Annotated in this window: 21 protein-coding genes; 15 read left to right on the forward strand and 6 right to left on the reverse strand. The window is 68.8% G+C overall.

Annotated features, from left to right (window positions below; genetic code table 11):
- Nucleotides 1-125: 125 nt before the first annotated feature.
- Nucleotides 126-1,082, forward strand: coding sequence for an NlpC/P60 family protein (locus tag FCN18_RS33260; protein ID WP_137096986.1), 957 nt, complete (start codon nucleotides 126-128; stop codon nucleotides 1,080-1,082).
- Nucleotides 1,083-1,105: 23 nt separating this feature from the next.
- Here FCN18_RS33260 and FCN18_RS33265 read toward each other — a convergent pair whose 3' ends face one another.
- Entirely contained in the window at nucleotides 1,106-1,699 is a 594-nt protein-coding gene (locus FCN18_RS33265) for a hypothetical protein (protein ID WP_137096987.1), read from the reverse strand.
- 137 nt (nucleotides 1,700-1,836) lie between these two features.
- Between FCN18_RS33265 and FCN18_RS33270 the strand changes: the two genes are divergently transcribed.
- The 11 genes from FCN18_RS33270 (at nucleotide 1,837) to FCN18_RS33320 (ending at nucleotide 14,468) form a co-directional block, all read left to right on the forward strand.
- Entirely contained in the window at nucleotides 1,837-2,391 is a 555-nt protein-coding gene (locus tag FCN18_RS33270) for a hypothetical protein (protein WP_137096988.1), read from the forward strand.
- Nucleotides 2,391-2,690, forward strand: a complete 300-nt coding sequence (locus FCN18_RS33275) for a hypothetical protein (RefSeq protein ID WP_137096989.1) — start codon at nucleotides 2,391-2,393, stop codon at nucleotides 2,688-2,690. Before FCN18_RS33270 ends, FCN18_RS33275 begins: the two co-directional genes overlap by 1 nt.
- Before the next feature lie 22 nt (nucleotides 2,691-2,712).
- Nucleotides 2,713-3,402, forward strand: coding sequence for a hypothetical protein (locus tag FCN18_RS33280; RefSeq protein ID WP_137096990.1), 690 nt, complete (start codon nucleotides 2,713-2,715; stop codon nucleotides 3,400-3,402).
- Complete coding sequence (locus tag FCN18_RS33285; RefSeq protein WP_137096991.1) at nucleotides 3,403-4,833, forward strand: hypothetical protein; 1,431 nt, start codon at nucleotides 3,403-3,405, stop codon at nucleotides 4,831-4,833.
- Nucleotides 4,830-6,308, forward strand: coding sequence for an SCO6880 family protein (locus FCN18_RS33290; protein ID WP_137096992.1), 1,479 nt, complete (start codon nucleotides 4,830-4,832; stop codon nucleotides 6,306-6,308). Before FCN18_RS33285 ends, FCN18_RS33290 begins: the two co-directional genes overlap by 4 nt.
- Nucleotides 6,309-6,328: 20 nt before the next feature.
- Nucleotides 6,329-7,897, forward strand: a complete 1,569-nt coding sequence (locus FCN18_RS33295; protein WP_228714253.1) for a hypothetical protein — start codon at nucleotides 6,329-6,331, stop codon at nucleotides 7,895-7,897.
- Complete coding sequence (locus tag FCN18_RS33300; protein ID WP_137096993.1) at nucleotides 7,894-9,645, forward strand: type IV secretory system conjugative DNA transfer family protein; 1,752 nt, start codon at nucleotides 7,894-7,896, stop codon at nucleotides 9,643-9,645. The genes FCN18_RS33295 and FCN18_RS33300 overlap by 4 nt, the downstream gene beginning before the upstream one ends.
- Nucleotides 9,642-10,025, forward strand: a complete 384-nt coding sequence (locus tag FCN18_RS33305) for a DUF4913 domain-containing protein (RefSeq protein ID WP_137096994.1) — start codon at nucleotides 9,642-9,644, stop codon at nucleotides 10,023-10,025. Before FCN18_RS33300 ends, FCN18_RS33305 begins: the two co-directional genes overlap by 4 nt.
- A 15-nt stretch (nucleotides 10,026-10,040) precedes the next feature.
- Nucleotides 10,041-10,895, forward strand: coding sequence for a hypothetical protein (locus FCN18_RS33310; protein ID WP_137096995.1), 855 nt, complete (start codon nucleotides 10,041-10,043; stop codon nucleotides 10,893-10,895).
- 538 nt (nucleotides 10,896-11,433) lie between these two features.
- Nucleotides 11,434-12,867, forward strand: a complete 1,434-nt coding sequence (locus tag FCN18_RS33315; RefSeq protein ID WP_137096996.1) for a pentapeptide repeat-containing protein — start codon at nucleotides 11,434-11,436, stop codon at nucleotides 12,865-12,867.
- A gap of 233 nt (nucleotides 12,868-13,100) precedes the next feature.
- Nucleotides 13,101-14,468 (forward strand): helix-turn-helix transcriptional regulator, encoded by a 1,368-nt coding sequence (locus tag FCN18_RS33320; RefSeq protein WP_137096997.1) that lies wholly within the window; start codon nucleotides 13,101-13,103, stop codon nucleotides 14,466-14,468.
- A gap of 78 nt (nucleotides 14,469-14,546) precedes the next feature.
- Here the strand turns inward: FCN18_RS33320 and FCN18_RS33325 are convergent, their stop codons facing one another.
- From FCN18_RS33325 to FCN18_RS33340, 4 genes are all read right to left on the reverse strand, one after another.
- A complete protein-coding gene (locus FCN18_RS33325) occupies nucleotides 14,547-15,743 on the reverse strand; it encodes a tyrosine-type recombinase/integrase (protein ID WP_137096998.1) in 1,197 nt (398 codons plus the stop codon).
- 153 nt (nucleotides 15,744-15,896) lie between these two features.
- A complete protein-coding gene (locus FCN18_RS33330) occupies nucleotides 15,897-16,250 on the reverse strand; it encodes a hypothetical protein (protein ID WP_137096999.1) in 354 nt (117 codons plus the stop codon).
- 11 nt (nucleotides 16,251-16,261) lie between these two features.
- Nucleotides 16,262-16,483: a hypothetical protein gene (locus FCN18_RS33335; protein ID WP_137097000.1), complete on the reverse strand. Its 222-nt coding sequence runs from the start codon at nucleotides 16,481-16,483 to the stop codon at nucleotides 16,262-16,264.
- A gap of 30 nt (nucleotides 16,484-16,513) precedes the next feature.
- Complete coding sequence (locus FCN18_RS33340) at nucleotides 16,514-17,002, reverse strand: GntR family transcriptional regulator (protein WP_158303222.1); 489 nt, start codon at nucleotides 17,000-17,002, stop codon at nucleotides 16,514-16,516.
- Between the two features lie 212 nt (nucleotides 17,003-17,214).
- Here FCN18_RS33340 and FCN18_RS33345 point away from each other — a divergent pair, with 212 nt between their 5' ends.
- From FCN18_RS33345 to FCN18_RS33355, 3 genes are all read left to right on the forward strand, one after another.
- Entirely contained in the window at nucleotides 17,215-18,006 is a 792-nt protein-coding gene (locus FCN18_RS33345; RefSeq protein ID WP_137097002.1) for a hypothetical protein, read from the forward strand.
- Nucleotides 18,003-18,461 carry a DUF2786 domain-containing protein gene (locus FCN18_RS40935; protein WP_137097003.1) on the forward strand — a complete coding sequence of 153 codons (459 nt, stop codon included), beginning with the start codon at nucleotides 18,003-18,005 and terminating at the stop codon, nucleotides 18,459-18,461. Before FCN18_RS33345 ends, FCN18_RS40935 begins: the two co-directional genes overlap by 4 nt.
- 168 nt (nucleotides 18,462-18,629) lie before the next feature.
- On the forward strand, nucleotides 18,630-19,040 hold the full coding sequence (locus tag FCN18_RS33355) for a hypothetical protein (protein WP_137097004.1): 411 nt from the start codon (nucleotides 18,630-18,632) through the stop codon (nucleotides 19,038-19,040).
- A 455-nt stretch (nucleotides 19,041-19,495) separates the two neighbouring features.
- Here the strand turns inward: FCN18_RS33355 and FCN18_RS33360 are convergent, their stop codons facing one another.
- Nucleotides 19,496-20,104, reverse strand: coding sequence for a hypothetical protein (locus tag FCN18_RS33360; RefSeq protein WP_137097005.1), 609 nt, complete (start codon nucleotides 20,102-20,104; stop codon nucleotides 19,496-19,498).
- Between the last annotated feature and the right edge of the window lie 438 nt (nucleotides 20,105-20,542).

Raw genomic sequence — 20,542 nt, forward strand, 5'->3', positions numbered from 1 at the left:
TGCCTTCACTTAGTGACCGCTTAGCGACTCCCCGTACAGAAAAGTGTTGACTGATTCTGTCTACACATGTTTACAGTTAGTGCGGGTGGAGGAGCAACAGCACTGGCACTACCGGGGGGTAGGCGATGAAGGCGGCACTACGGTTCGGCGCGTTCGCCGTGATGTTGCTGCTGTTCCTGCTGGTCGCGGTGACCGGATCGCAGCAGCCACCGGCGTTGGGTGCGGGCATGATGTGCTCGCCTGGGTTGGCGGGCGACGGGACGGTCGCCGGGTACGGCCCGGAGTCGCTGCAGATCGCGGGCGCGATCGTGGCGATCGGCAAGCAGCGGCAGTTGCCGCCGCGGGCGTGGCAGGTCGCGGTGCAGGCGGGGATGGCGGAATCCGGGCTGCGGAACCTGCCGCACGGGCACGCCGATTCCCTGGGTGTGTTCCAGATGCGCCCGTCGATGGGCTGGGGCAGCCCGGAGCAGCTGCTCAACGTCGAGTACCAGGTCAACAAGTTCTACGACGTGCTGCTCGATGTCGAGGGCTGGGAACAGATGCGCCCCGGCGAGGCGGCGCAGGCGGTGGAGCGCAGCGCGTATCCCGAGCGGTATCACGGGTTTGAGCAGGCGGCGCTGCAAGTCCTGGGCGCGGTCGAGGGCGTGCAGTGCCAGGCCGCCGACCCGGTCGCGACCGGCGGTGTGTTGTCGATGGCGCTGGAGCAGGTCGGTGTCCCCTACGCCTGGGGCGGCGGCACTCTGCAAGGTCCAGGGCCGGGCACCGGGCAGGACGCGGGCGTGGTCGGCTTCGATTGCAGCTCGCTGGTGCGTTTCGCCTATCACCAGGGCACCGGCGGGCAGGTCACCTTGCCGCGCACGTCGCGTCAGCAGTACTCGGCGACCAGCGCCCGGGAGGTTCCCCCCGACCAGCTCGCGCCTGGGGACTTGTTGTTCTACGGCCCCTCTCCCGGGGGGATCCACCACGTGGCGATGTACGTGGGCGGCGAGCAGATGGTCGAGGCTCCGCAGTCGGGCATGACCGTGCGCGTCACCCGGGTCCGCCTCGGCGGCGACTTCTTCCGCGCGACGCGGGTTCTGTAGGGGGACGGCAGATGACGATGCGGCTATCCGGCTTCGACTTCGGAGTTCACCAGCCACTGCCCCGAGGGTTGCCGGGTCATTTCCAGCACGGTGCTGACCGGTTCCTCGGCGGGAAACGGCGGCTGCGTGGGGTTGATCTCGCAGGTGGTGACAGCGATGCCGTTGACCACCAGCCACTTGCTGATGTCGGTGCTCGGGGCTTCCTGCGAGGGCTGGGCCTGCAGGTCGCGCACGGTGCGCTCGCAGCGCTGCTGCTGGAACTGCGGCCAGGACGCGCCGCCACCACCACCGCGGTACTGCTTTTGCAGAGCGGTGTTCATCGTCGGGGTGACCAGTGGCGCCACCCGGGTGAGCCAGGCATCGGGGCCGGGGTCTGTGGCGTGCAGCGTGTGCTGGGCGGCGAGGAACTGGCGGGCAACGATGACCGGCTCGGGATAGTCCACGCTCTGACTGCTGCTCGTGGTCGCGGGCGCAGCGGTGTGCTGCACGGTGACGGTCGGCGGGGGCGGGGCCGCACTGTCGCCGCCGCTGGCCCGGCCGAGCCAGAACGCCCCGGCGACCACGGCCACGGCGAGCACCACCAGCGCGGTGATGGTGACGACGAGACGACGATTCATGGCTCCCCCTTCCCGCTGCGCTGCCAGCGCAGCGGTGTGTGTGCGCGATCGCTGAGCGTGGCGCTCCCCTGCGCCGTTTCTACCAGGAGTTTCTCACCGCGCCGTGGCGCGGACGCGCGAGTCGGGAAGGAGCTGGCATGAGAGAACCCATCGTCAGCGGTGTCGCCGGCGGGGTCGGCACCCGCAGCGTGGCGGTCGCGCTGGGCGTGGGCGCGTATCCACCGGGCATGCACCGGCCCTGCGACCTGCTGGTGTGCCGGGCGACGGTGTACTCGGTGGGACTGGCCGAGCGGCACATCGCCGCGGTCGCGGGCTCCCCGGTCCTGGCGGTGGTGGTGGAGGCCGAAGGGGTGCCCCGGGCGGTGCGGGCGAAGCTGAAAATGCTCGCCCCGCACACCGAAGGCATGGTCAAGGTGCCGTGGGTGCCGCGCTGGCGCGAGGTCAGCAACCCCTACGCCGAAGCGTCCCAGCTGGCGTTCCGCCCGGCCGACACCGTGCCCAAGCACCTGCGGGACTACCACGCCGCGATGGTGTCGCTCGTGCGGCTGGTGCGCCCACTGGTGGCGGTGTCGGCGCCTCCGGGACTGCGCCCGCCCCCTAATCCCCGCGCCAGCGAACCCCGCCAGGCCCCACCTCAGGTGCAGCACATCGCGCTGCCTTTCCACTCGATCACGACCGCAGGAGGTCACTGATGTCCATGCTCACTGTCGCCGCCGACTACGCCACGGCGTTCCTCGCGCAGCCGCCGAACCCGGGACCACAGCCGCCGCCGGGGTTGGAGAACTTCGGTAACTCGCTGATCTCCTGGATCAAGTGGGGCGTCCTGGTCGCGGGAATGGTCGGCATCCTCGCCTCCGCGATCATGGTCATCGTCGGCCGCCGGGGCCGCAATGAGGTGGCCGTGCAGGGATTCATGGGCGTGGGCTACGGCCTCGTCGGTCTCGCTATCGCCAGTGTCGCCGCCGTTCTGGTCGGCGCGTTCGCGCTGTAACTCACGAGAGGAGGCCACTGCCGTGGCCAGTCTGGACAACCCCACTCCGTCCCGGCGTCGGCCGGTCCTGCTGGCTGTCGCCGTCGTGGTGATCGTGGTGCTCGGGGTCGCCGCGTTCTTCTGGGGCCGCGACAGCGGCACCGTCGCCGCGCCCCCGCCTGGCGAGGCCTCGCCCCAGCCGGGGACGCTGCCGTCCTCACCGGACACCGCTGTGCCCACCACCGCGCCGCAGGACGTGCGGTGGGAGCTGTATCAGGGAGTGGCGGTGCCCATGTCGGACACGCACGGGCCTTCGTCCACCGACGGTGCGGTGGCCAGCGGCTACGCCCACACCCCGACCGGCGCGCTCATCGCGAGCGTGCAGATCGTCTACCGCCTGGCCCTGGCTCCGGCCGATCAGTGGCGCGCGGTCGCTGAGCAGCAGGTGACCGGCCCGGACAAGGCGAAGTTCCTCGCGCAACTCGCCGAGGTCGACCGCGGGCAGACCGATCCCCGGATCCAGCAGATCGCCGGGTTCCGGATCGTCAGCTACGACGCGCAGACCGCAGTGATCGAGACCGCCAGCGGCTCGGTCGGCAAGTACACCGTCGGCACCCAGGTCATGCGGTGGGAGAACGGCGACTGGCGGCTGCACATGAGCGACGCCGAGCACTCCACCGCCCGCGTGTCGCCGGACCTGTCCGGCTTCGTTCCCTGGAGTGGGGTGAAGTAGATGCCCAGCCCGTGTGACATTCCCGGCGTCAACCTGGTCTGCGACGCGGCAGGCGACGCCGCCAGCAACGTCGCGGCGTCGGCGTTCACTTCGATGGCCGAGTCCGCCGGCACCTGGGCCGGGGAAATGGTCGTGCACGCGATGACCTGGTGGGTACAGACCCCCAGCGTCGACCCCAACACCGACGCCGTGCGCACCGCGCAGCAGTGGACCCTGCCGATCGTCGGGTTCATGCTGGTCGGCTCGGTGCTGTGGCAGTGCGCCCGGCTGATCGTCAGCCGCAAGAAAGACCCGCTGCTCAACATCGGCATCGGCCTCGTGCGCTACACCGTCATCGTCACCATCGGGCTGGTGGTGCTGGCCGGGGCGATCCAGGCCGGAGACGCGCTCGCTTCGGCGATGATGAACAACGCCGCCGAGAACTTCGGCAACCGGATGAAAGGGCTGATGACCCGCGAGATCATCCAGAACCCGTTCGGGCTGCTGGTCCTCGGTCTGCTGTTGGGGCTGATCGCCCTGGTGCAGTGGATCATCGGATTCCTGCGCCAAGCCGGGATCCTGATCCTGGCGGCGATGATCCCGCTGGCCGCGTCCGGCTCACTCAACGACTCCACCAAGACGTGGTGGCCGAAGCTGGCGACGGCCTCGCTGGCGCTGGTGGCCTACAAGCCGATGGCCGCGTTCATCTACATGATCGGGTTCACGTTCATGGGTGAGGGCCAGGATCTCGCCACGGTGATGGTCGGCGTCATGGTGCTGTTCCTCGCGCTGTTCGCGCTGCCCGCGCTGCTGAAATTCTTCTCCTGGGCCGAAACCCGCGTCTCCGGCGGCGGTGGCGGTGGCGCCGCGTTCGCCGGGGCGGCGGGCGCGGTCGCGATGGCCGCCTCCGGCGGCGGTGGTGGTTCGTCCTCGGCCCCGGCGATGGCCAGCGCGATGCAGGCCACCGGTCCCGGATCGCAGGGCGGCAGTGCGGGCGCGTTCGGCGCGATCCCCGGCGCCCCCAGCGGTTCCTCCGGATCGTCCGGGGCGTCCGGGGCCGCCAGCTCCCCTGGAGGCGGACCGGGCAGCGGTCCCGCCGGCGGGGGCACTTCCACCAGTCCCAGCCACAGCTCTGCCACGGGCGGATCGACGCCCGGCGCCGCCGGGGAGTCCGGCGCCCAGGGCAGTGGCCAGCCCGGGAGCGGCGGCGCCACCACCCCGCTGTCCACTCCCTCCCCCGCTCCCAGTGGCGCCCCGGCCGCCAGCGCCACTGGGAGCCCCGGGGCCAGCCCCGCCGCCACGTCCGGTGCCTCGGGCGCGGCCGCCGGTGGGGCTGCCGCAGCGGGCCCGGCCGGCGCGGCCGTCACCGCGGGTCAGCAGGGCTATCAGGCCACCCAGGCCGCCGCGAACGAGATGACTAGCAGTCAGGACGATGAAGGGGGCCAGCGATGAGCACGCAGACCGTGACCTACGGGCACTGGCGGCGGGCGCGAGGGCTGGGGATCGGGCAGCTGAGCATGGGGCAGACGCTGACACTGTTCGGCTGCATCCTCGTGCCGCTGCTGTGGATTTATCTGTTCGGGATCGTCTCCGCACTCCCGGCAGTCGGCGTGGCCACGGTGACCACGCTGCTGCTGGTGGTGCGCGTTCGGGGCACCACCCCGGCCGACGTCATCATGCGCGCCGCCCGGTTCGGCCTGGCACGCAGCAAACGCTGGTCCGATCTTTCCGGTGGAGTCCTGACCGACCACCCACGCCGCCACGACCTGCCTGGGGTGATGGCCCCGATGGTGCCGCTGTCGGCCGACGACGGGCGCGGCGGCAAACAAGGGCTGCTGTGGCACCGCCGCTCCGGCTACCTGACGGTGGTGCTGCCGGTGAGCCCGCTGGGCATCGAGCTGGCCGATCCACGCGAGGCCGAGCAGTGGGTCGCCAACTGGGGCGGCTTCCTCGCCGATCTCGGCTACCGGCCGATGGTGCGCCACGTCGCGGTCACCGTCGACACTTATCCCTCCGGCGGCGCGACCAGCCGTGACTACATCGCCGAACGCATCCAGCCGGACTCGCCCCCGGCCGCGCAGGCGGTCATGCGGGAACTGATCCAGATGACCCCGGCCAGCATCGCCGACGTCGACACCCGCATTTCCATCACCTTCGACCCCGCGGCGGCGAACCCGAAACCGCAGAACCTCCTGGACGCGGTCGCGGAGGTGACCCGCTGGCTGCCCGGGATCGAGCAGATGCTCGGCCCGTGCGGGATCGCGCTGACCGGGCGGCTGACCGCGCAGCAGCTCGTCGCGTCACTGCGCACCGCCTACGACCCGGCTTCCCGCGCCGACGTGTCCCGCGCCAGCAGCACCCCGCAGGCCGGGGAACTGGTGCGCTGGGAAGAAGCCGGACCGGTGCGGGCGGGCGAGGAATGGGACTACTGGCGCCATGACTCGGCGGTGTCGGTGGCGTGGGCGCTGTCGGAAGCCCCGCGCCAGGCCGTCATGTCCCGGGTCCTGCTGCCGCTGGTCGCCCCCGGCCCCTACGCCCGGCGCGTCACGCTGCTCTACGAACCGTTCCCGGCCGAGGAAGCCGCCGCCCGCCTGGAAGCCGAGGTCACCAACACCGCCGTGCGCAGGCTGTGGCGGTCCAAGACCAAACGCGACGAAACCCAGCGCGACCGCGACGACGAAGCCCGCGCGATGCAGGCCACCCGCGAGGAATCCGCCGGCGCCGGGGTCGGGCGCTTCACCCTCTACGCGTCGACCTCCGTGCCCAGCGTCGACCAGCTGCCCGCCGCGATCGCCGACGTCGAACAGCGCGCGGGGCAGGCCAAGATCCGGCTGCGCCGCCTGCGTGGGGCGCATGCCGCCGGATTCGCCGCTGCCCTCGGGATGGGCATCAACCCGACCGTGCTGGCCACCAAAGCACACCGCTGATCTCGGGGAGGGCACCACACATGGTCATGCACACCGACACCACAATCGATGCGGGCACCGCACCGCAGACTCCCGCCACCGCAGGGCGCAAGGCCCGTCCACACGCGACTCACCTGGAACTGGCCACCGCTCCGGGGATCGTGTCGCCGGAGCGGGCGTGGGAGATCTACCGCCACCGCCCGCAGCCCCGCTGGTGGGGCTGGGCCACCTCTGGTGGCGGCCGCGCCGCGAACGTGGAGGAAGGGGCGCTGTATCAGGGCACCACCGCGCAGGTCTGCGGGCTGTATCCGTTCGCGTCCGGTTCCGGGGCCGCGCCGCGCGGGGTGCCGATCGGGCGGCACATGTACACCGCCGAACCGATCGGGCTCGACCCCGGTGAGTGGGTCACCTCCGGTCTGATCTCCAACACCGGCGTGTGGGTGCAGGGCCAGCCCGGCATCGGCAAGTCCACCATCGTCAAACGCCTCGCCACCGGGCTGTCCGCGTTCGGGTTCTACCTCGCCATCCCCGGGGACGTGAAAGGCGAGTACTCCGCGCTGGTGGACTCCCTCGGCGGGCGGGTGTGGCGCATTGGGCGAGGCCTGCATTCGCTCAACCCGCTCGACGGCGGCCCGCTGCGCGACGCGCTGCGCCACGCCAGCGGTGTCGAACGCGACCGGCTCGCCGAAACGCTGCGGGCCCGGCAGATCTCGCTACTGGAAGCGCTGATCGTGATCGTGCGCCGGGCGGGGATGACCGTCACCGAACGGGTCGTGCTCGGCACCGCGCTCGACGCCGCCGCCCGTCAGGCCTCCCCGGGCGAACCGACGATCCCGGATGTGCTGCGCGGGCTGGACGACCCGCCCGACGACCTGCTGTCGGTGTCGGCGTGCGACACGCCCGCCCAGTTCCGCCGCGACCAGCGCGAGCTGCGGAACTCGTTGCGGCTGCTCGTCAATGGCGCGATCCGGGGCCTGTTCGACCGGGAATCCACTGTGCACGCCGACCTGTCCACCCCGGCGATGTCGCTGGATCTGTCGGCGCTGGAAGACGACGACGATGACGTGATCGCCGCCGCGATGCTGTGCTCCTGGTCCTGGTCGGCGGCGATGATCGACGCCGCCCGCTCCAGCGGCGCGCACCGCAACGTGGTGCAAATCCAGGACGAGCTGTGGCGGGCGCTGCGCGTCGCGCCCGGACTGGTCGAGCGCTCCGACGCCCTGACCCGGATGAACCGGCACAAAGGCGTCGTGCAGATCCAGGTCACCCACTCCCTCGACGACCTCGAAGCGCTGCCCACCGAAGCCGACCGCGCCAAAGCCCGTGGCATGGCCGGGCGCAACAACATCATGATCCTCGGCGGGATGCCCGCCGGGGAGATGGACTCCCTCGGCAACATCGTCAACGTCACCAGCCGCGAATCCAGCCTCGTGTCCAGCTGGGCCGCCCCACCGACCTGGGTCGCCGGAGGCAAGCACCCTGGCCGGGGCCGCTACCTGATCAAGTCCGGGCAGCGCATCGGCCTGCCGGTGGAGATGACTCTGACCGCGAGCGAGCTGCAGCTCTACAACACCGACACCGCCTGGCAGAAGAAGAAGGAGCCACGATGATGGCCACCTCTCGCGCCGCCGGCGCGACCGATCCCGGGCCCGCCGTCCTCTTCGGCAGCATCGGCGCCGTCCTCGCGCTGGTCGGCGGGACCTGGCTGGCCGCGAAACTCGGGGTCGCGTTCGGTGACCCGCCCACCGACGTGCCCGCCAACCCGCTGACCTACGTCATCCAGCTCGTCGTCGGCAAAGCTGCCTGGCCCGGCGTGGCGGCGACCGTGTCCGCCGCGGTCCTGCTCGTGCTGCTCACCGCCCTGGCAACCCTCATCGGGGCCGGGGTGCAGCGCTGGCAGAGCCGGGACCGCAGCATCGACGGCCGCGCCCGCCACCTCGCCGGACGCAGCGAAGTGCGGGACCTGGCACCGAAAGCGGCGGCCGCCACCGCCGCGCGGCTGCGACCGGGCGGCGTCGGCGACGATCGCGCCGACCACGGCATCGACCTGGGCAGCCTCGTCAACGGCGGCAAGGACGTGCTGGCTTCCTGGGAGGACACCCTCATCCTCATCGCCGGTCCCCGCCGGATGAAATCCACCTGCTACGTCATTCCGGCCGTGGTCAACGCCCCCGGCCCGGCGGTCGCGACCAGCAACAAACGCGACGTTCACGACGCCACCCGCGAGGTCCGCGCCCACCACGGCCGCATCTGGTGTTTCGACCCGCAGCAGATCGTCGGGGTCGAACCCGACTTCTGGTTCAACCCCCTGGCCGAGGTGCGCACCATCGACCACGCCCGCGAACTCGCCTCCCATTTCGCGATGGGCGTGCGCTCGGCCAGCGCCCGCAGCGACGCCTACTTCGACCCGGAGGGCGAAAGCCTGCTGGCGCGGCTGTTCCTCGCCGCCGCCCGGGGCCGCGGCACCCTGCTCGACGCGTACCGGTGGCTGCAAAACCCTTACGACACCACCCCCGTGCTGCAGTTGCGCCACGCCGCCGACGTCGCGTCCGCCGACGCGCTGGAGGCGACCAGCCAGCTCGCCGACAAACAACGCGACGGCGTGTACGGCACGGCCCGCTCGTTCGTGCGGTGCCTGGAAAACCCCGACATCACCCGCTGGGTCACCCCACCGGCACGGCCACTGTCACAGTTCGACCCGGCCACGTTCGCGTCCTCCCGCGACACCGTCTACTCCCTGTCCGAAGAGGGCGAGGGCAGCGCCGGGCCGCTGGTCGCCGCACTGACACAGTCCATCTTCAACGCCGGACGCCGCCAGGCCACGCAATCCCCCGGCGGGCGTCTCGACCCGCCCCTGGTGTCGGTGCTCGACGAGGCCGCCAACGTCGTCCGCCTGCGGAAGTTGCCGTCCCAGTACAGCCACTTCGGGTCCCAGGGGCTGCCGGTGATGACGGTGCTGCAGTCGTGGTCGCAGGGCACCGAAGTGTGGGGCGAGGCCGGGATGAAAGCGCTCTGGGGCGCCTCCACCGTCCGCCTCTACGGCGGCGGTGCGGCCGAAGCACAGTGGCTGGAGTCGCTGTCACAGCTCATCGGCGAGTACGACCGCGACACCACCTCCTACTCCTACGACGGGCGCGGCAGCCGTTCCCGCTCCGTCGCCTCGCGCCGCGAACGGATCTACTCCCCCGCCGACCTGGCCAGCCTGCCCCGCGGCCGCGCGATCGGGCTGATCGCCGGGCACCGCCCGCTGCTGCTGCAGGCACGCCCATGGATGGACGGACCCCACGCCGAGGCGATCGAGGCCTCCCGTCAGTTGTGGGACCCCAACCTCGACACCACTGGGACCGGACCGCGATGAGCGAGGACACCCCCGCCACCCGGTTCGCCACCCTCACCGACTGGGTCACCCAATGGTTTCTGCCCACCTGGCAGCACCGCCTCGGACCCGCGCAGGTGTGGTGCACCCAGTGGTGGCAGCACGCCGAGGCGATCAGCCGGCTGGAAGCGATGTGGCGCTCCTGGGAAGCCTCCCGCCTCGACGGCGCGATGGGCCTGGCCCTGTGGTGGCGCGACATCGCCGACTACCAGATGCAGCAGCTACTCGACAGCCACGGCCCATTTGCCGCCTGCCGCAACAGCCACACCGACGACGACACGTTGTTCCTGCGCGCCGATCCCCCACCCGCCGGATGGTTCGACGCCTACACCGAACCCGCCACCACCACCGCCTGGCAGTAGAAGGGGGAAACACTGATGGAGCTTGACGACGTCGGCCGTGAGGTGACCCAGCGGGCCGCGCAGCTCGCCAGCGTCGCCCTCAACCTCGCCCAGCAACTCCACGCCCGCCGCGACGCCACCGCCCGGCAGGAGCAGCAAATCCACCAGGGCCAGCGCGACGAGATCACCCAGCGCCTGCAGGCCGACCGCGCCGCCCACGCCGGACTGTGGAACACACTGCGCCACAACCCCCGCACCCCGCTCGATGACGCCACCCTCGCCGAACAATGGGTCACCGCCGCCGCCTGGGAACCCCACGACACCCGCGCCGCCGCGGCTCGCGCGGCCCTCGAGGACCGGCTCGTGCACGCCGGTATCGACCGCGGCGAACTCGACCGGATCCGCACCGAGAAAACCTTCACCGGCGCCGCCGACACCCTCACCGCCCACCTCTCCGAACACCGCGCGAACCACACCGGCCAGGAGAAGACGACGGGGCTGATGCTCACCGAAGCCGCGCAGGAACGCACCGACGCAGCCCAGCACCGCGCCACCGCCGCCGCAGCGGACACCCGCGCCAGCACCACAGAACAGACAACGGACGGCGAGGTCGACCACGACGGCACTGCCGAGCAGGCCCACCACGAGCACACCGCCGACACCGAACGCACCCTCGCCGCCGCACACGACAGCGACGCCACCGCCACCGAGGCCAACACCGACGTGCCGGATCCTGCCGGGAACGTCTACGCCCACGGCGCGCCCAGCGCACGCCTCGCCGGAGAGTCCTACCCCGAACCCGCCGCGACCGCCGTCACCCGCACCCGCAGCCGAGCCCAGCCCCGCAAGGCCTCACCACCACGAGAACGCGACCACGGACGCGGCCGCTGACCCCCGGAAACACCGCGACCTCCCGCACCGTCCTGGCCGTTCGCTGTACTGTCCGCAGGATCTCGAAGCGGGAGGCTGGATCATGGCGAGGAAGCGCAGGAAGCAAACAGCCAGCACTCCAGTGCCGTTCTGTCGCTACCCCGAAGCGCTGGTCAACCCGTGCGACGACTGTGCCGCCGTCGCCGGTGCCGTGTGCGTGGAGAACGGCCTCCCCCTGCCGACACTGCACCAGGCCCGGCGAAACGCCACCCCGCGAAAGCCCCTGAAAACACCCCGTCTGGTGCAGGCCCGCAGCGAGCACGACCAGGCCTACCGCCGCGCCCTCGGACTCGACAGCGACGCCGCACTCCCCGGCCAGCTCGGCGCCCACAGTTCCGCTGGAGCGGCCCGGGGTGGCCGGGGATCCGCGCATAAAGGCAAAGGGAAGTACAGCTGACGGCCTGAAGAGTATGGATCCGGAGCGCACGGGTCACGGCTTGGCAGCATCTCGAATCGTGGGGCCTATACGCGACACAGGTTCCACCACGATCATTCGTCGGTGACCCTTAATCCGCTTCCTGTCCTTCGAAAGCTCGCGTCGCGGCATCAGTTGGATCGAGAGGTCGAGCGGCTGCGTCCGATCTCAGCGTGGATGTTGATCCCCAGTGTGGTGCTGGTCGCCCTCGTCACCGTGGTGGTCCTGTTTGCGCTGGGCGATGTCGCCAGGTCGGATCCATCAGCAACCGTGCGGGTGGACGTCATCCGGATCGCGCTGACTGCGGCTGCGGGGACCGGCGGTGGGCTGGCGCTGCTGCTGGCGTTCCGCCGCCAGCGCTCCACCGAGATCGCCGCAGCTCACAGCATCAGCGATGCTGCCGAACGACGGGTCACCGAGTTGTACACCAAGGCAGTCGAACAACTTGGCTCCGAGCAGGCCCCCGTACGTCTGGGCGGGCTGTACGCACTCGAACGCCTGGCGCAAGACAACCCTGACCACCGTCAAACCATCGTGAACGTTCTCTGCGCCTACATCCGCATGTCTTCCACCACGTCGCTCCACTTTCCCGCCTCCTCCGGCAGTCAGCGAAGAAATGCACCATCCCGGCGACCTAACAGGCTTGCGGGGGCGGACCGCTTGGAAACAACGGGCCACCGGATAGCCCGTTCACAAGAACGGGAAGTCCGGATGACCGCAGGGCACATCCTGTTGTCCCATCTGCAATCTCCAGACGCAGAGAACGTGCTCGGCGCTGCGCCCCCTGGAGACTTCTGGCCAGACATCGACATCAACATGGCCGGCGCCTCAGTTAGCGAGTTTAACTTTTCACAGTGCCAGGTGAGAAGCGCCGACTTCAGTAACGCGACGATTCGACAATCGAGCTTTCGGGGAATGGAATTCGACGGTTTCGCGAACTTTACAAGAGCAACATTCACCGGAGGTGTCGGCTTTGACGATGCCGTCTTCTACAGTGCCGTCTCGTTCATAGGTACGACATTCGAAGAGGACGTTCACTTCAGGCAGGCGGAATTTTACGACTTCGTTCTGTTCGAGGACGCCAGGTTCCAGTCGGACGCTAGCTTTGAGCTTGTCGACTTCGACTACGTGCGGATGGTAGGGGTCGACTTTGCGGGCACAGTCAGTTTTAGAGACGCAGAGTTCAGATCGGTCACTTTTGAAAAAGTCACGTTCCGTGGCGAGGTCGGATTCACTGACGCAGTGTTCGACGCCGCAACCTTCCGCAACGTGGCCTTCGAGGGCGCCATCGACTTCCGAGACGCGAAGTTCGAGACCGAAGCCAAACTGGACAGGGTGCACATTCGAACAGGCGGCATAGGCGGCATAGGCGGCATAGGCGCGAGTCAAACCCTACTACCTGCAACATGGGTTCGAGGGCCCTTCGATCTGCAAAACGAAGATCCCGACTATCCCTTCAGGGACTGGGACACCCTGAAGCTTGCGAAACCACGCGAGGAATCGGAGAACTCACCCTAATTCTGGGGATCGTTCACGTTGTCACCGGGCGCTGCGCGAGGTCCGGGGTGGCCAAGTCGAGGTCGGCGGCGGATCCGGCGAGGCGGCGTCCTTGTTCGAGGTGCCCCTCGGTGAGTGCGGCCCCGCCTCAACAGTCATTGATAGCTGCGCGCTGTACCATCCATACAGCGTGCTGTACTGTCGGTGCAGCACGCTGTATGGATGGTACAGCGGCGGATCACTGGAGGGCTTCTTTGTCCCGCGAGTACATCCCCATCGCGAACGGCACCTCGACCGATCATCCCTACCCGAACATTCCGTTCGTGGACGACACACACCTGCCCCTCGACGACCCAGATGCCATCGAGGCGATGGGCCGCGGCGTCGGCGACGGTCGCTGGGGCCGGAGCGACACTGGCGCCAGCATCAACGGCGAGCGCTACGGCGCTTGGGCCGCGACCACCAATGACGAGAAGAACCCGAAGTACGTGTGGTGCGTGCTCAACGACGCGGACTATGGCCGCTCCGTGCTCTTGTTCCATGCCGCCGTCGGCAGCATCCACGATGACTACTGGTTTGAGCGCCCGCGCACGTTCCTGCGCCGTCGTGGCGGCTACTGGTGGAACGGGTCGGACTGGTACCGCCCTCGGCAGGTGATCGACTGGTCCACCGAGACGTACGACGCCCGCCAGGTGCGCAAGTCCACCACGATCCTGGCGGCGGATCTACTGGACAGCACCGCCGACCCCGCTCGCGGCAAGGTGTACCAAGTACTCACCCTCGAACCGCACGCAGTGGACACCGGTCAGTGGCGACACGACCTTGCGCGCTGGGCGCGCAGCCGTGCCATCGACAGCCGTCCACTTGACCAGTGCATTGTCACGGTGGAAGCCCCCGAGTTCGACCACCTGCTGACGCTCGACGAGGTCGCCGAAACTGTCGGTATCGAGGCCTCGACGCTACGGGCCTACATCACCCGCGACGAGGCCGACGTGCCCACACCGCAGGACACCTCTGGCGGGCGGATGCGGTGGGCGAAACCGGTTATCAACGATTGGGTCGAGCGGCGCCGGCGCGATGACGTCGGACGCGTCCTGTCTCGGGGCTCTGAGGACTTGTCGCCTCACTTGCAGGCCATGTGGGATCTGATGTCCAAGAATCTCGAGAACGGGTTACGCAGATCTCCCACGCCGTTGAAGCGACGGGAGGACCCGCATCGTGTCGCGCGTGAGCTGGGGTGGACCGCCGCGCTGGTCGCGGACAAGCCCCAGCTCAGCGCGGACACGCTACGGATGACCGTCGAGTACGCGGTGTTGTACAACCTGCGTGACGGACTTCGAGAGGAGCGCTGGCCCGGCGACTACTGCGGCTTCCCCCCTCAGATCGAGCAGCTGCTGGGCTGGTTCGTCCAGCGCCACCCCGGCAGCACGCCACAACTGTTCGGCTCGATCATCCAAGTCGCCAAGCACGACTTCAACGTTGGTGAGGCAGTCACTGCGAACAGCCTCCGACGCGCCACTCGTAGCGGCCTTGCCATCGCTGGATTCGAGGAGGGCGATGTCGACGACTATCTGCACCTCGCATTGCCGCCATCCATGCAAAAGCCCCGCTCGGTGAACTGAACAACACGACTATCGGCGGGCACGTAGACCACTTACGTGCCCGCCGATGCCAGTGCGCGTGGGCATTTGCCCGGACAGTCACGCATTCCTGGGCAGCAGGACGAGGTCTTCTCCGGCGGTGATGAGGTCGGCGACGACTCCGGCGGCGGATCCGGCGAGGCGGCGTCCTTGTTCGAGGTATCCCTCGGTGACCGCGACAGAGGAGTGGCCGAGGTCGCGGCTGATCTGGCGGACCGGGATGCCGTGGGTTTCGGCGGTGATGGCGTAGAAGTGGCGGATGGCGTGCGGGTGGATGCTGTCGCGGATGCCGCGCAGCTGCGCAGCGTGCGCCCGCACAGTGCTCGACGGTGACTTCATCCGGACCAGGAAGCGGCACAGGTAGCGCAGTGCGTCGGTGACCTGCCGGGCCCGCAACCGGGCGCCGGTGACCGCCACAAACAACGGCTGCTCGACCGGTTTCGCCGACACCTGCCCCGGTCGCGCGATCTCCCGAGACGCCTCGTCGGCGTCGCGGGTGACGAGGTAGTCCTCCACGGCCTGCAGTGCCATACCGGGAAGGCGCACCCACCGGGCTTTGCGGCCCTTGCCTCGGATCCACAGCGCAGGCTCGCCCCCGGGCCCGGCTCGGTGCAGGTCCCCGCGGCGCAGGGTGCACAGTTCTTCCGCTCGGATGCCGGTGGTGGACAGCACCGCCACCATCGCCCGGTACCGCAACCGCGGGGCACCCGGATATAACTCGGCTGCCACCCGCAGCGCGCGGACCTGCGGCAGCGTCAGCGGCACGGTGGCTCTTTGCGGGTCGGGGGTGGACACCCCGAGCCGGTCTCGCTCGGCCCTCGGTAGTGCGGCGGGCACCTCGAATGTCGTACGCCCGTGGTAGCGCTGCTCGGAGTACCACGCGGACACGGCCCCGAGGCGGGTTCTCTGCGTGGTTTTCGACAGTCCGGCCTGCTCCTGCACGGTGATCCAGACCCGCAGCCGCTCCCGGTCCATATCGGTGTAGGGGTTCAGGTCGGCTCGGGCGCACCACGGGAAGAACGCCGTCGGTGGCGGCAGCTCACGGACGTTGCGGTGAGTCGGCTCCCTCCGCCACAGCGCCTGCTCGGCACGCGGGATGCCGAGCGCGGTGGCGTAGGTGGTTTTGCTGTTGTCCGAGGTGTAGGCGGTGTGCAGCCACCGAGCGGCGGCAATCACTGTTTCCCGCGCCCACTCCGGTGCCCCGTCGCTGTCGGCGGGATCGGTGAGTTCCGCCGTGGGTGGGGTGTGCGTGGGCATCGGGTCCTGGGACCTTTCCTCGGGCTGGGTGGAGTGTCGCGGCGGGCTACTGCTGCAGTTCTGCCAGATCGGGGTAGAGCTGGCGGTAGTCCTCGATGTGGCGGGTGCGTTGTTTACCGCCGTAGTAGACGAACGGCGGACGCAGCGGCGCGCTCATCGATCCGATCGCCCGGTCAGGGCGCACACCAGCCGGCCGGTGTCGGCGGACAGGGCGTGGAGGTGTCGCTGCGCGGCGGTGACGAACTCGAGGGCGGGCCCAGTGCCGATCCCCGCGCGCAGAACAGCGAAGGCCTCGGGTAGCTCCTGGACGAGCAGCCGCAGCGACTCGGCCAGCTGCCGGGCGTCGTCGTCGGGCACGACACCCGGCTCGGCGTAATCGTCATCGAGGTTGGCCAGGGATGCATCAAGCAGCGCATGCGTGGCCTGCTCAACGGCCGCCCGGTGACGGTGCAGGTGTCGCTGCGCGGCGGTGGCCGCGCCGGCGGGGGTCGGCTCCGGTGTGCTCATCGTTCACTCCTTCACTCGATGCCGGTGATGTCGTTGACGTGCAGCAAGTCGGTGGAACCTTGTGGTGTCAGCTGATCCACGGTGTGCGCGGTGAGCCGCCCGCCCTCGCGGTGGTCAATGTGGACGGTGCGCACTCTCCCGCCGCCGTCGAGTGGGTTGCCGCCCTGAAGGCAACGCACCACGCTGCCCGCGGCGATCCGGTCAATGTCGATGCCGTGTTCATTGAGTGTCATGCCCGGTCCTCTCGTCAGTGGCGGGTCGGATCACGTGTCGTTGGCGCGAGTCATCAGGGCCTCGGCTACTTTGGCCCACCGGAGCCATTGCTGACGGGTCGGCTCGTGGGTCTCGTCCTGGAGCTCGAACCGCTTCTGGACCGCCCAGTCGCCCAGTGCGCTGGTGAGGACGAAGTGGGTCTCGTCGTCCTCAGCGTCGAAGTCGATAACAAGGACACGGCGCTGCGCGGTCAGTGCCGTGAGAGCGGTGGTCAGCGCGTCGCGGGCCTCGGTGATGGTGTCCACCACGTTCACCTGCCGTAAGGAGGTCGCGCTCGTAACGAAGGCGCCGGCACCTTGGCGCGTCTCCAGCATCCCCTCGGCCACCAGCACCTGCTGGGCTGCGCGGATGGTGTTCAAGCCGCGCACGCCGTAGTGGTCCTGCAACGTGGTGATGCCGGGCAGTTGGCTGCCCACGGACCACTCCCCGGCTTGGATGCGTTCGCGTAGGTCGTCGGCGATCTCGCGGTATCGGCTCATGCCGAGAAGGCTATCACCACTGATCGTGATAAGTAGCGATAAGTTGCCCCCGCTTGGCATGGCTCCTCCTGTCTCGCGAATCACTACCTATAACACAAGATATAGGTAGTAGGCCGAGATCGCCGCCGCCATTCGGGTGGTTCGTCAAGCTATGCCTGACAAACCACCCGCGTCAGGCGTAGCTTGACGGAATGTGCACTGAAGCTGAGGGTGTGGTTCCGCCGTTCACCGACGCGTCCCGGGCGCGGATGGTGATGGCGGCCGAAGCGCACGAACTCTCCGACTTCGCGCGGTCGTTCGTGCCCATCGATCAGTACGAGCTCGGCGATAACGGCCGTGCACTCTCGGATGGCATGTGGATCGGGGACGCCGCTCGTCTAGTCGGGGCCGCGCAGCGGGTTTTCGAGGCGGTCGTGGTCTTCGAGCGCCTGGGTGGCACCAGCTGGGAACGCATCGGCGACATCCTGGGCATGTCCAAGCAGGCGGCACACGAAAAGTTCAGCCAGGCCGAGACGCGTTTTCGTGACGAGCTGCGCGCCCCCCAGAATCCGGACTACACCGGGGAAATTGGCCAGGTCCGCTATCGCCTGCACCCCGCGGCCCGCGATCCGGAGGAGCACGCGCGCGAGCTGGACGAGTGGGTTGCGCGCCGGCGCGACCCGGACGAGCCCGAGCACGCCCCCAATCCCGTCTCCGGTGGACTGGCGCGGATGGACGCGGATGCCGAGCTGGCCTCACTGTCCGACCGGCGCCACCAGCTCTGGCAGGCCCACGACGGTCTGCCTCCGGTGGGTGAGCGCCTGGCGCTGGCCGAGCGGGAGGTGCAGCTGTGGGAACAGTTTGCCGCCGAACGTCCCCGCTCCCGCACCACACAGCAGTGGCTGTCCCATGCCCGCCTCGTCCGCGACGAACTGCGCGCCCAGGCGGACCAGCAGCCCGCTGCCCCGACCGGGCCGCCCGCACTCCGGCTCGTGAAGTCCGACGACGAACCCGGCAGCGCATGAACCACGCCACGATCGCCCGGAAAGTGCGTGCGCTCACCGCTCGCGCCAGCCATCCCGGCACTCCGACTCCCGAAGCTGACGCCGCCCTCGCCAAAGCCAATGAGCTGACACTCCGCTACGGCCTGCACGACCTCGACTCGTGGCGCCCCTCGCCACGGTCGATCGAGCCTGTGGTCGTGCACTGGATGAGTGGACTCACGCCCGCCGGGACCCGGTACCGAGCCTGGTGCCGCTGCGGATTCGGAACCACTCCCCGGGCCAACCGCGACCGAGCACATCGAGCCCTGGCCGACTCGCACAGACTCGACGGCGCCGAGTGCATGCTGTGCGGAGTGATCTACGCCGACACCGACTGGATCAACTTCCGCCGTTTCCTTCAGGTACTCACAGATCCCATGACCGGCGATGAGTACGCCATGTGCATCAACCCTTCCACATGTCGCGCTCGCATCTGAGAAAGCCAGCCCCATCCGGTTTCCGACGCTGCCCGCCGCATACTTCATTCCCGAAGGGCAATCCAGGGGGCCACCGCCTGAACCGTCGCCGGGCGGAGGGGCGTGGCAAAGTTGCTCCCATTGGCCAGACAGGCCCGCGTCCGTCGCTTGATCATGGAGTTCTTTGAAATGACCAAAAACACCGGTGAACTGTCCGAGCGACGCCCTTGGGACATCACTACCGATGCTGCTGTCGCAGGCACCAGATTCGTCACGCCCGACGAATACCGGCAGGGTATCCCAGACGAGATCAGCATGAGCATGGTGAAGAGCGTCCTGGTGGAGGCACTGGCCGACGCCGCTGATCAGGACGGAGTGATCTTGAACTTCTTGACACCCGACTTCTATCGGTCGTACGTCAGCGGGGTGATGAACCGGGATACCGAAGAAGACGGCGAGGAACCGCCGCTGGTCTATGACCGCTTCACTGCAGTGACACTCACCGAGCACCTGCACGCTTTTGTCCTCGATGACGGCCTGCTTGCCCATCGCGGCAACGGTGACTCGTTTGACTACCGCCTCACGTTGCCCGGCGGTTAGCAAGCTGCCTTCGAACTCCAGCGATCGATGCTGATCATGACGTCGAAGTGTCACCACGCCACCCGCGTGGGGCCGGATGTGACGGTTCAACGTCATGATCAACGGATATTGCGGCGGGCACGCCAGGCGGCAGTGCGGCAGCGGTTCGAGCAGTAGCGCGTGGGCGCGTTTGCGGGTTCCGGCCCATACAAGGTTCCGCAGCGGCAGCGAGCGCGCTGGACGAGTTCCCAGCTGGCCCAGCGTTCTTCTCCGCTATGCGCGCGCCACCGTTCCAGGGCCGTGCGGGGGTCCGGCTGCTGTGGATATGCGTAAGGCCAGGGTCCCGGTCTGCCCCGAGTAGCACCTGGCCTTGCGACTCGCCCAGCCACCCACGGCGGCGGACTCATCCACGAGTGTAGGGCATTACTGGGCACATTTGGGCATCGTGGGTGTGATCGCCACCGAACGGGGCCATGTCAGCAGCCGGTAATTACCTCGACCTCGTAGAGACACTGCTCCAGCACCGCTCGGCACTCGGGATCGCCCTCGCGGTGCTGACGTACCGCGCCGGCCACGACGTCAGCCGCCCACAGCAGCGGCTCTTTCGGTCCCGGCCGGTGCTCGATGGCGAACTGGGTCCCTTTTGGCAGGGTGTATCGCGCTCCCTGCACGGTGCGTACGTCGCGGGTGTTGAGCCGCTCGGTTCGCCCTTCCATCAGCAGGTGCTCGACGCCGTAGCCGTGCAGCTCCACCACCAGGCGGTGCAGGCACTTCGCGCGCGCTCGTTCCTGCCGTCGAGGTGGCACCGGGCCGCCGACCGCCACCACGTGCAGCGCGTCCAGCTCCGCCAACGTCTTGACCACGGCCCGTTGTTCGGGCCGCTCCATCTGGTTCCAGTGCAGCTTCCCGCCCTGGCGCTTGCGGCCGTACAGCTCCCGCAGCACCTCCCGGGCCACCTCGTGCCCATCGGGCTCGAACACCGCAGCCGCCACCACGTAGAACCCGCCCGCCCCGTCGGCCTCGCGGAACGACTCGTCAGCGAACGCGCGACGAGTCGCCGGAACCGGGACGGTGGGTGAAGACATCCAGCAAGAGTAGACAGCGGTGGTGACAGACCGGCCGGACCCAAGCTCGTGAAATGTAGACATGGTGGGCACTGTGCGGGCCCGGTGTCACCCGGCCCGCACGCTCGCTCCGCCGCAGATGGTGCAGTGCGAGATCAGAGAGGAGAGGTGATTCAGTCTTCGGCCGGACGTGGTGGCGATGCCTTGCGCACCCGTTCCGGATGCATCGTGGTCATGGCCTTGCCCAGCCGGAGAACGGATGCGCCAAGCTTGGAGGTGACAATTCGGCAGGGTTGCCGGGCGACGGAGTAACACCGGGGGCACATCTCGTCGTTGTACTGGGGCCGCCGCTGCGAACCCTGCCGGGGAGATCGAGTCATCGGCGTGCCGATCAGCCCCTTGAATCCGCGTTTGCGCTGTGGTCGAACCACGGGATTGACCTCCGGTTCCTGCCTCACC

It is taken from the genome of Prauserella endophytica, from assembly GCF_005146945.1.
Taxonomy (GTDB): Bacteria; Actinomycetota; Actinomycetes; order Mycobacteriales; family Pseudonocardiaceae; genus Prauserella_A; species Prauserella_A endophytica.

Coding starts and splice junctions, on each gene's coding strand:
- FCN18_RS33260 (WP_137096986.1), top strand. CDS start 126: ATGAAGGCGGCACTACGGTTCGGCGCGTTCGCCGTGATGTTGCTGCTG.
- FCN18_RS33265 (WP_137096987.1), bottom strand. CDS start 1,699: ATGAATCGTCGTCTCGTCGTCACCATCACCGCGCTGGTGGTGCTCGCC.
- FCN18_RS33270 (WP_137096988.1), top strand. CDS start 1,837: ATGAGAGAACCCATCGTCAGCGGTGTCGCCGGCGGGGTCGGCACCCGC.
- FCN18_RS33275 (WP_137096989.1), top strand. CDS start 2,391: ATGTCCATGCTCACTGTCGCCGCCGACTACGCCACGGCGTTCCTCGCG.
- FCN18_RS33285 (WP_137096991.1), top strand. CDS start 3,403: ATGCCCAGCCCGTGTGACATTCCCGGCGTCAACCTGGTCTGCGACGCG.
- FCN18_RS33290 (WP_137096992.1), top strand. CDS start 4,830: ATGAGCACGCAGACCGTGACCTACGGGCACTGGCGGCGGGCGCGAGGG.
- FCN18_RS33295 (WP_228714253.1), top strand. CDS start 6,329: ATGGTCATGCACACCGACACCACAATCGATGCGGGCACCGCACCGCAG.
- FCN18_RS33300 (WP_137096993.1), top strand. CDS start 7,894: ATGATGGCCACCTCTCGCGCCGCCGGCGCGACCGATCCCGGGCCCGCC.
- FCN18_RS33305 (WP_137096994.1), top strand. CDS start 9,642: ATGAGCGAGGACACCCCCGCCACCCGGTTCGCCACCCTCACCGACTGG.
- FCN18_RS33310 (WP_137096995.1), top strand. CDS start 10,041: ATGGAGCTTGACGACGTCGGCCGTGAGGTGACCCAGCGGGCCGCGCAG.
- FCN18_RS33325 (WP_137096998.1), bottom strand. CDS start 15,743: ATGCCCACGCACACCCCACCCACGGCGGAACTCACCGATCCCGCCGAC.
- FCN18_RS33330 (WP_137096999.1), bottom strand. CDS start 16,250: ATGAGCACACCGGAGCCGACCCCCGCCGGCGCGGCCACCGCCGCGCAG.
- FCN18_RS33335 (WP_137097000.1), bottom strand. CDS start 16,483: ATGACACTCAATGAACACGGCATCGACATTGACCGGATCGCCGCGGGC.
- FCN18_RS33340 (WP_158303222.1), bottom strand. CDS start 17,002: ATGAGCCGATACCGCGAGATCGCCGACGACCTACGCGAACGCATCCAA.
- FCN18_RS40935 (WP_137097003.1), top strand. CDS start 18,003: ATGAACCACGCCACGATCGCCCGGAAAGTGCGTGCGCTCACCGCTCGC.
- FCN18_RS33355 (WP_137097004.1), top strand. CDS start 18,630: ATGACCAAAAACACCGGTGAACTGTCCGAGCGACGCCCTTGGGACATC.
- FCN18_RS33360 (WP_137097005.1), bottom strand. CDS start 20,104: ATGTCTTCACCCACCGTCCCGGTTCCGGCGACTCGTCGCGCGTTCGCT.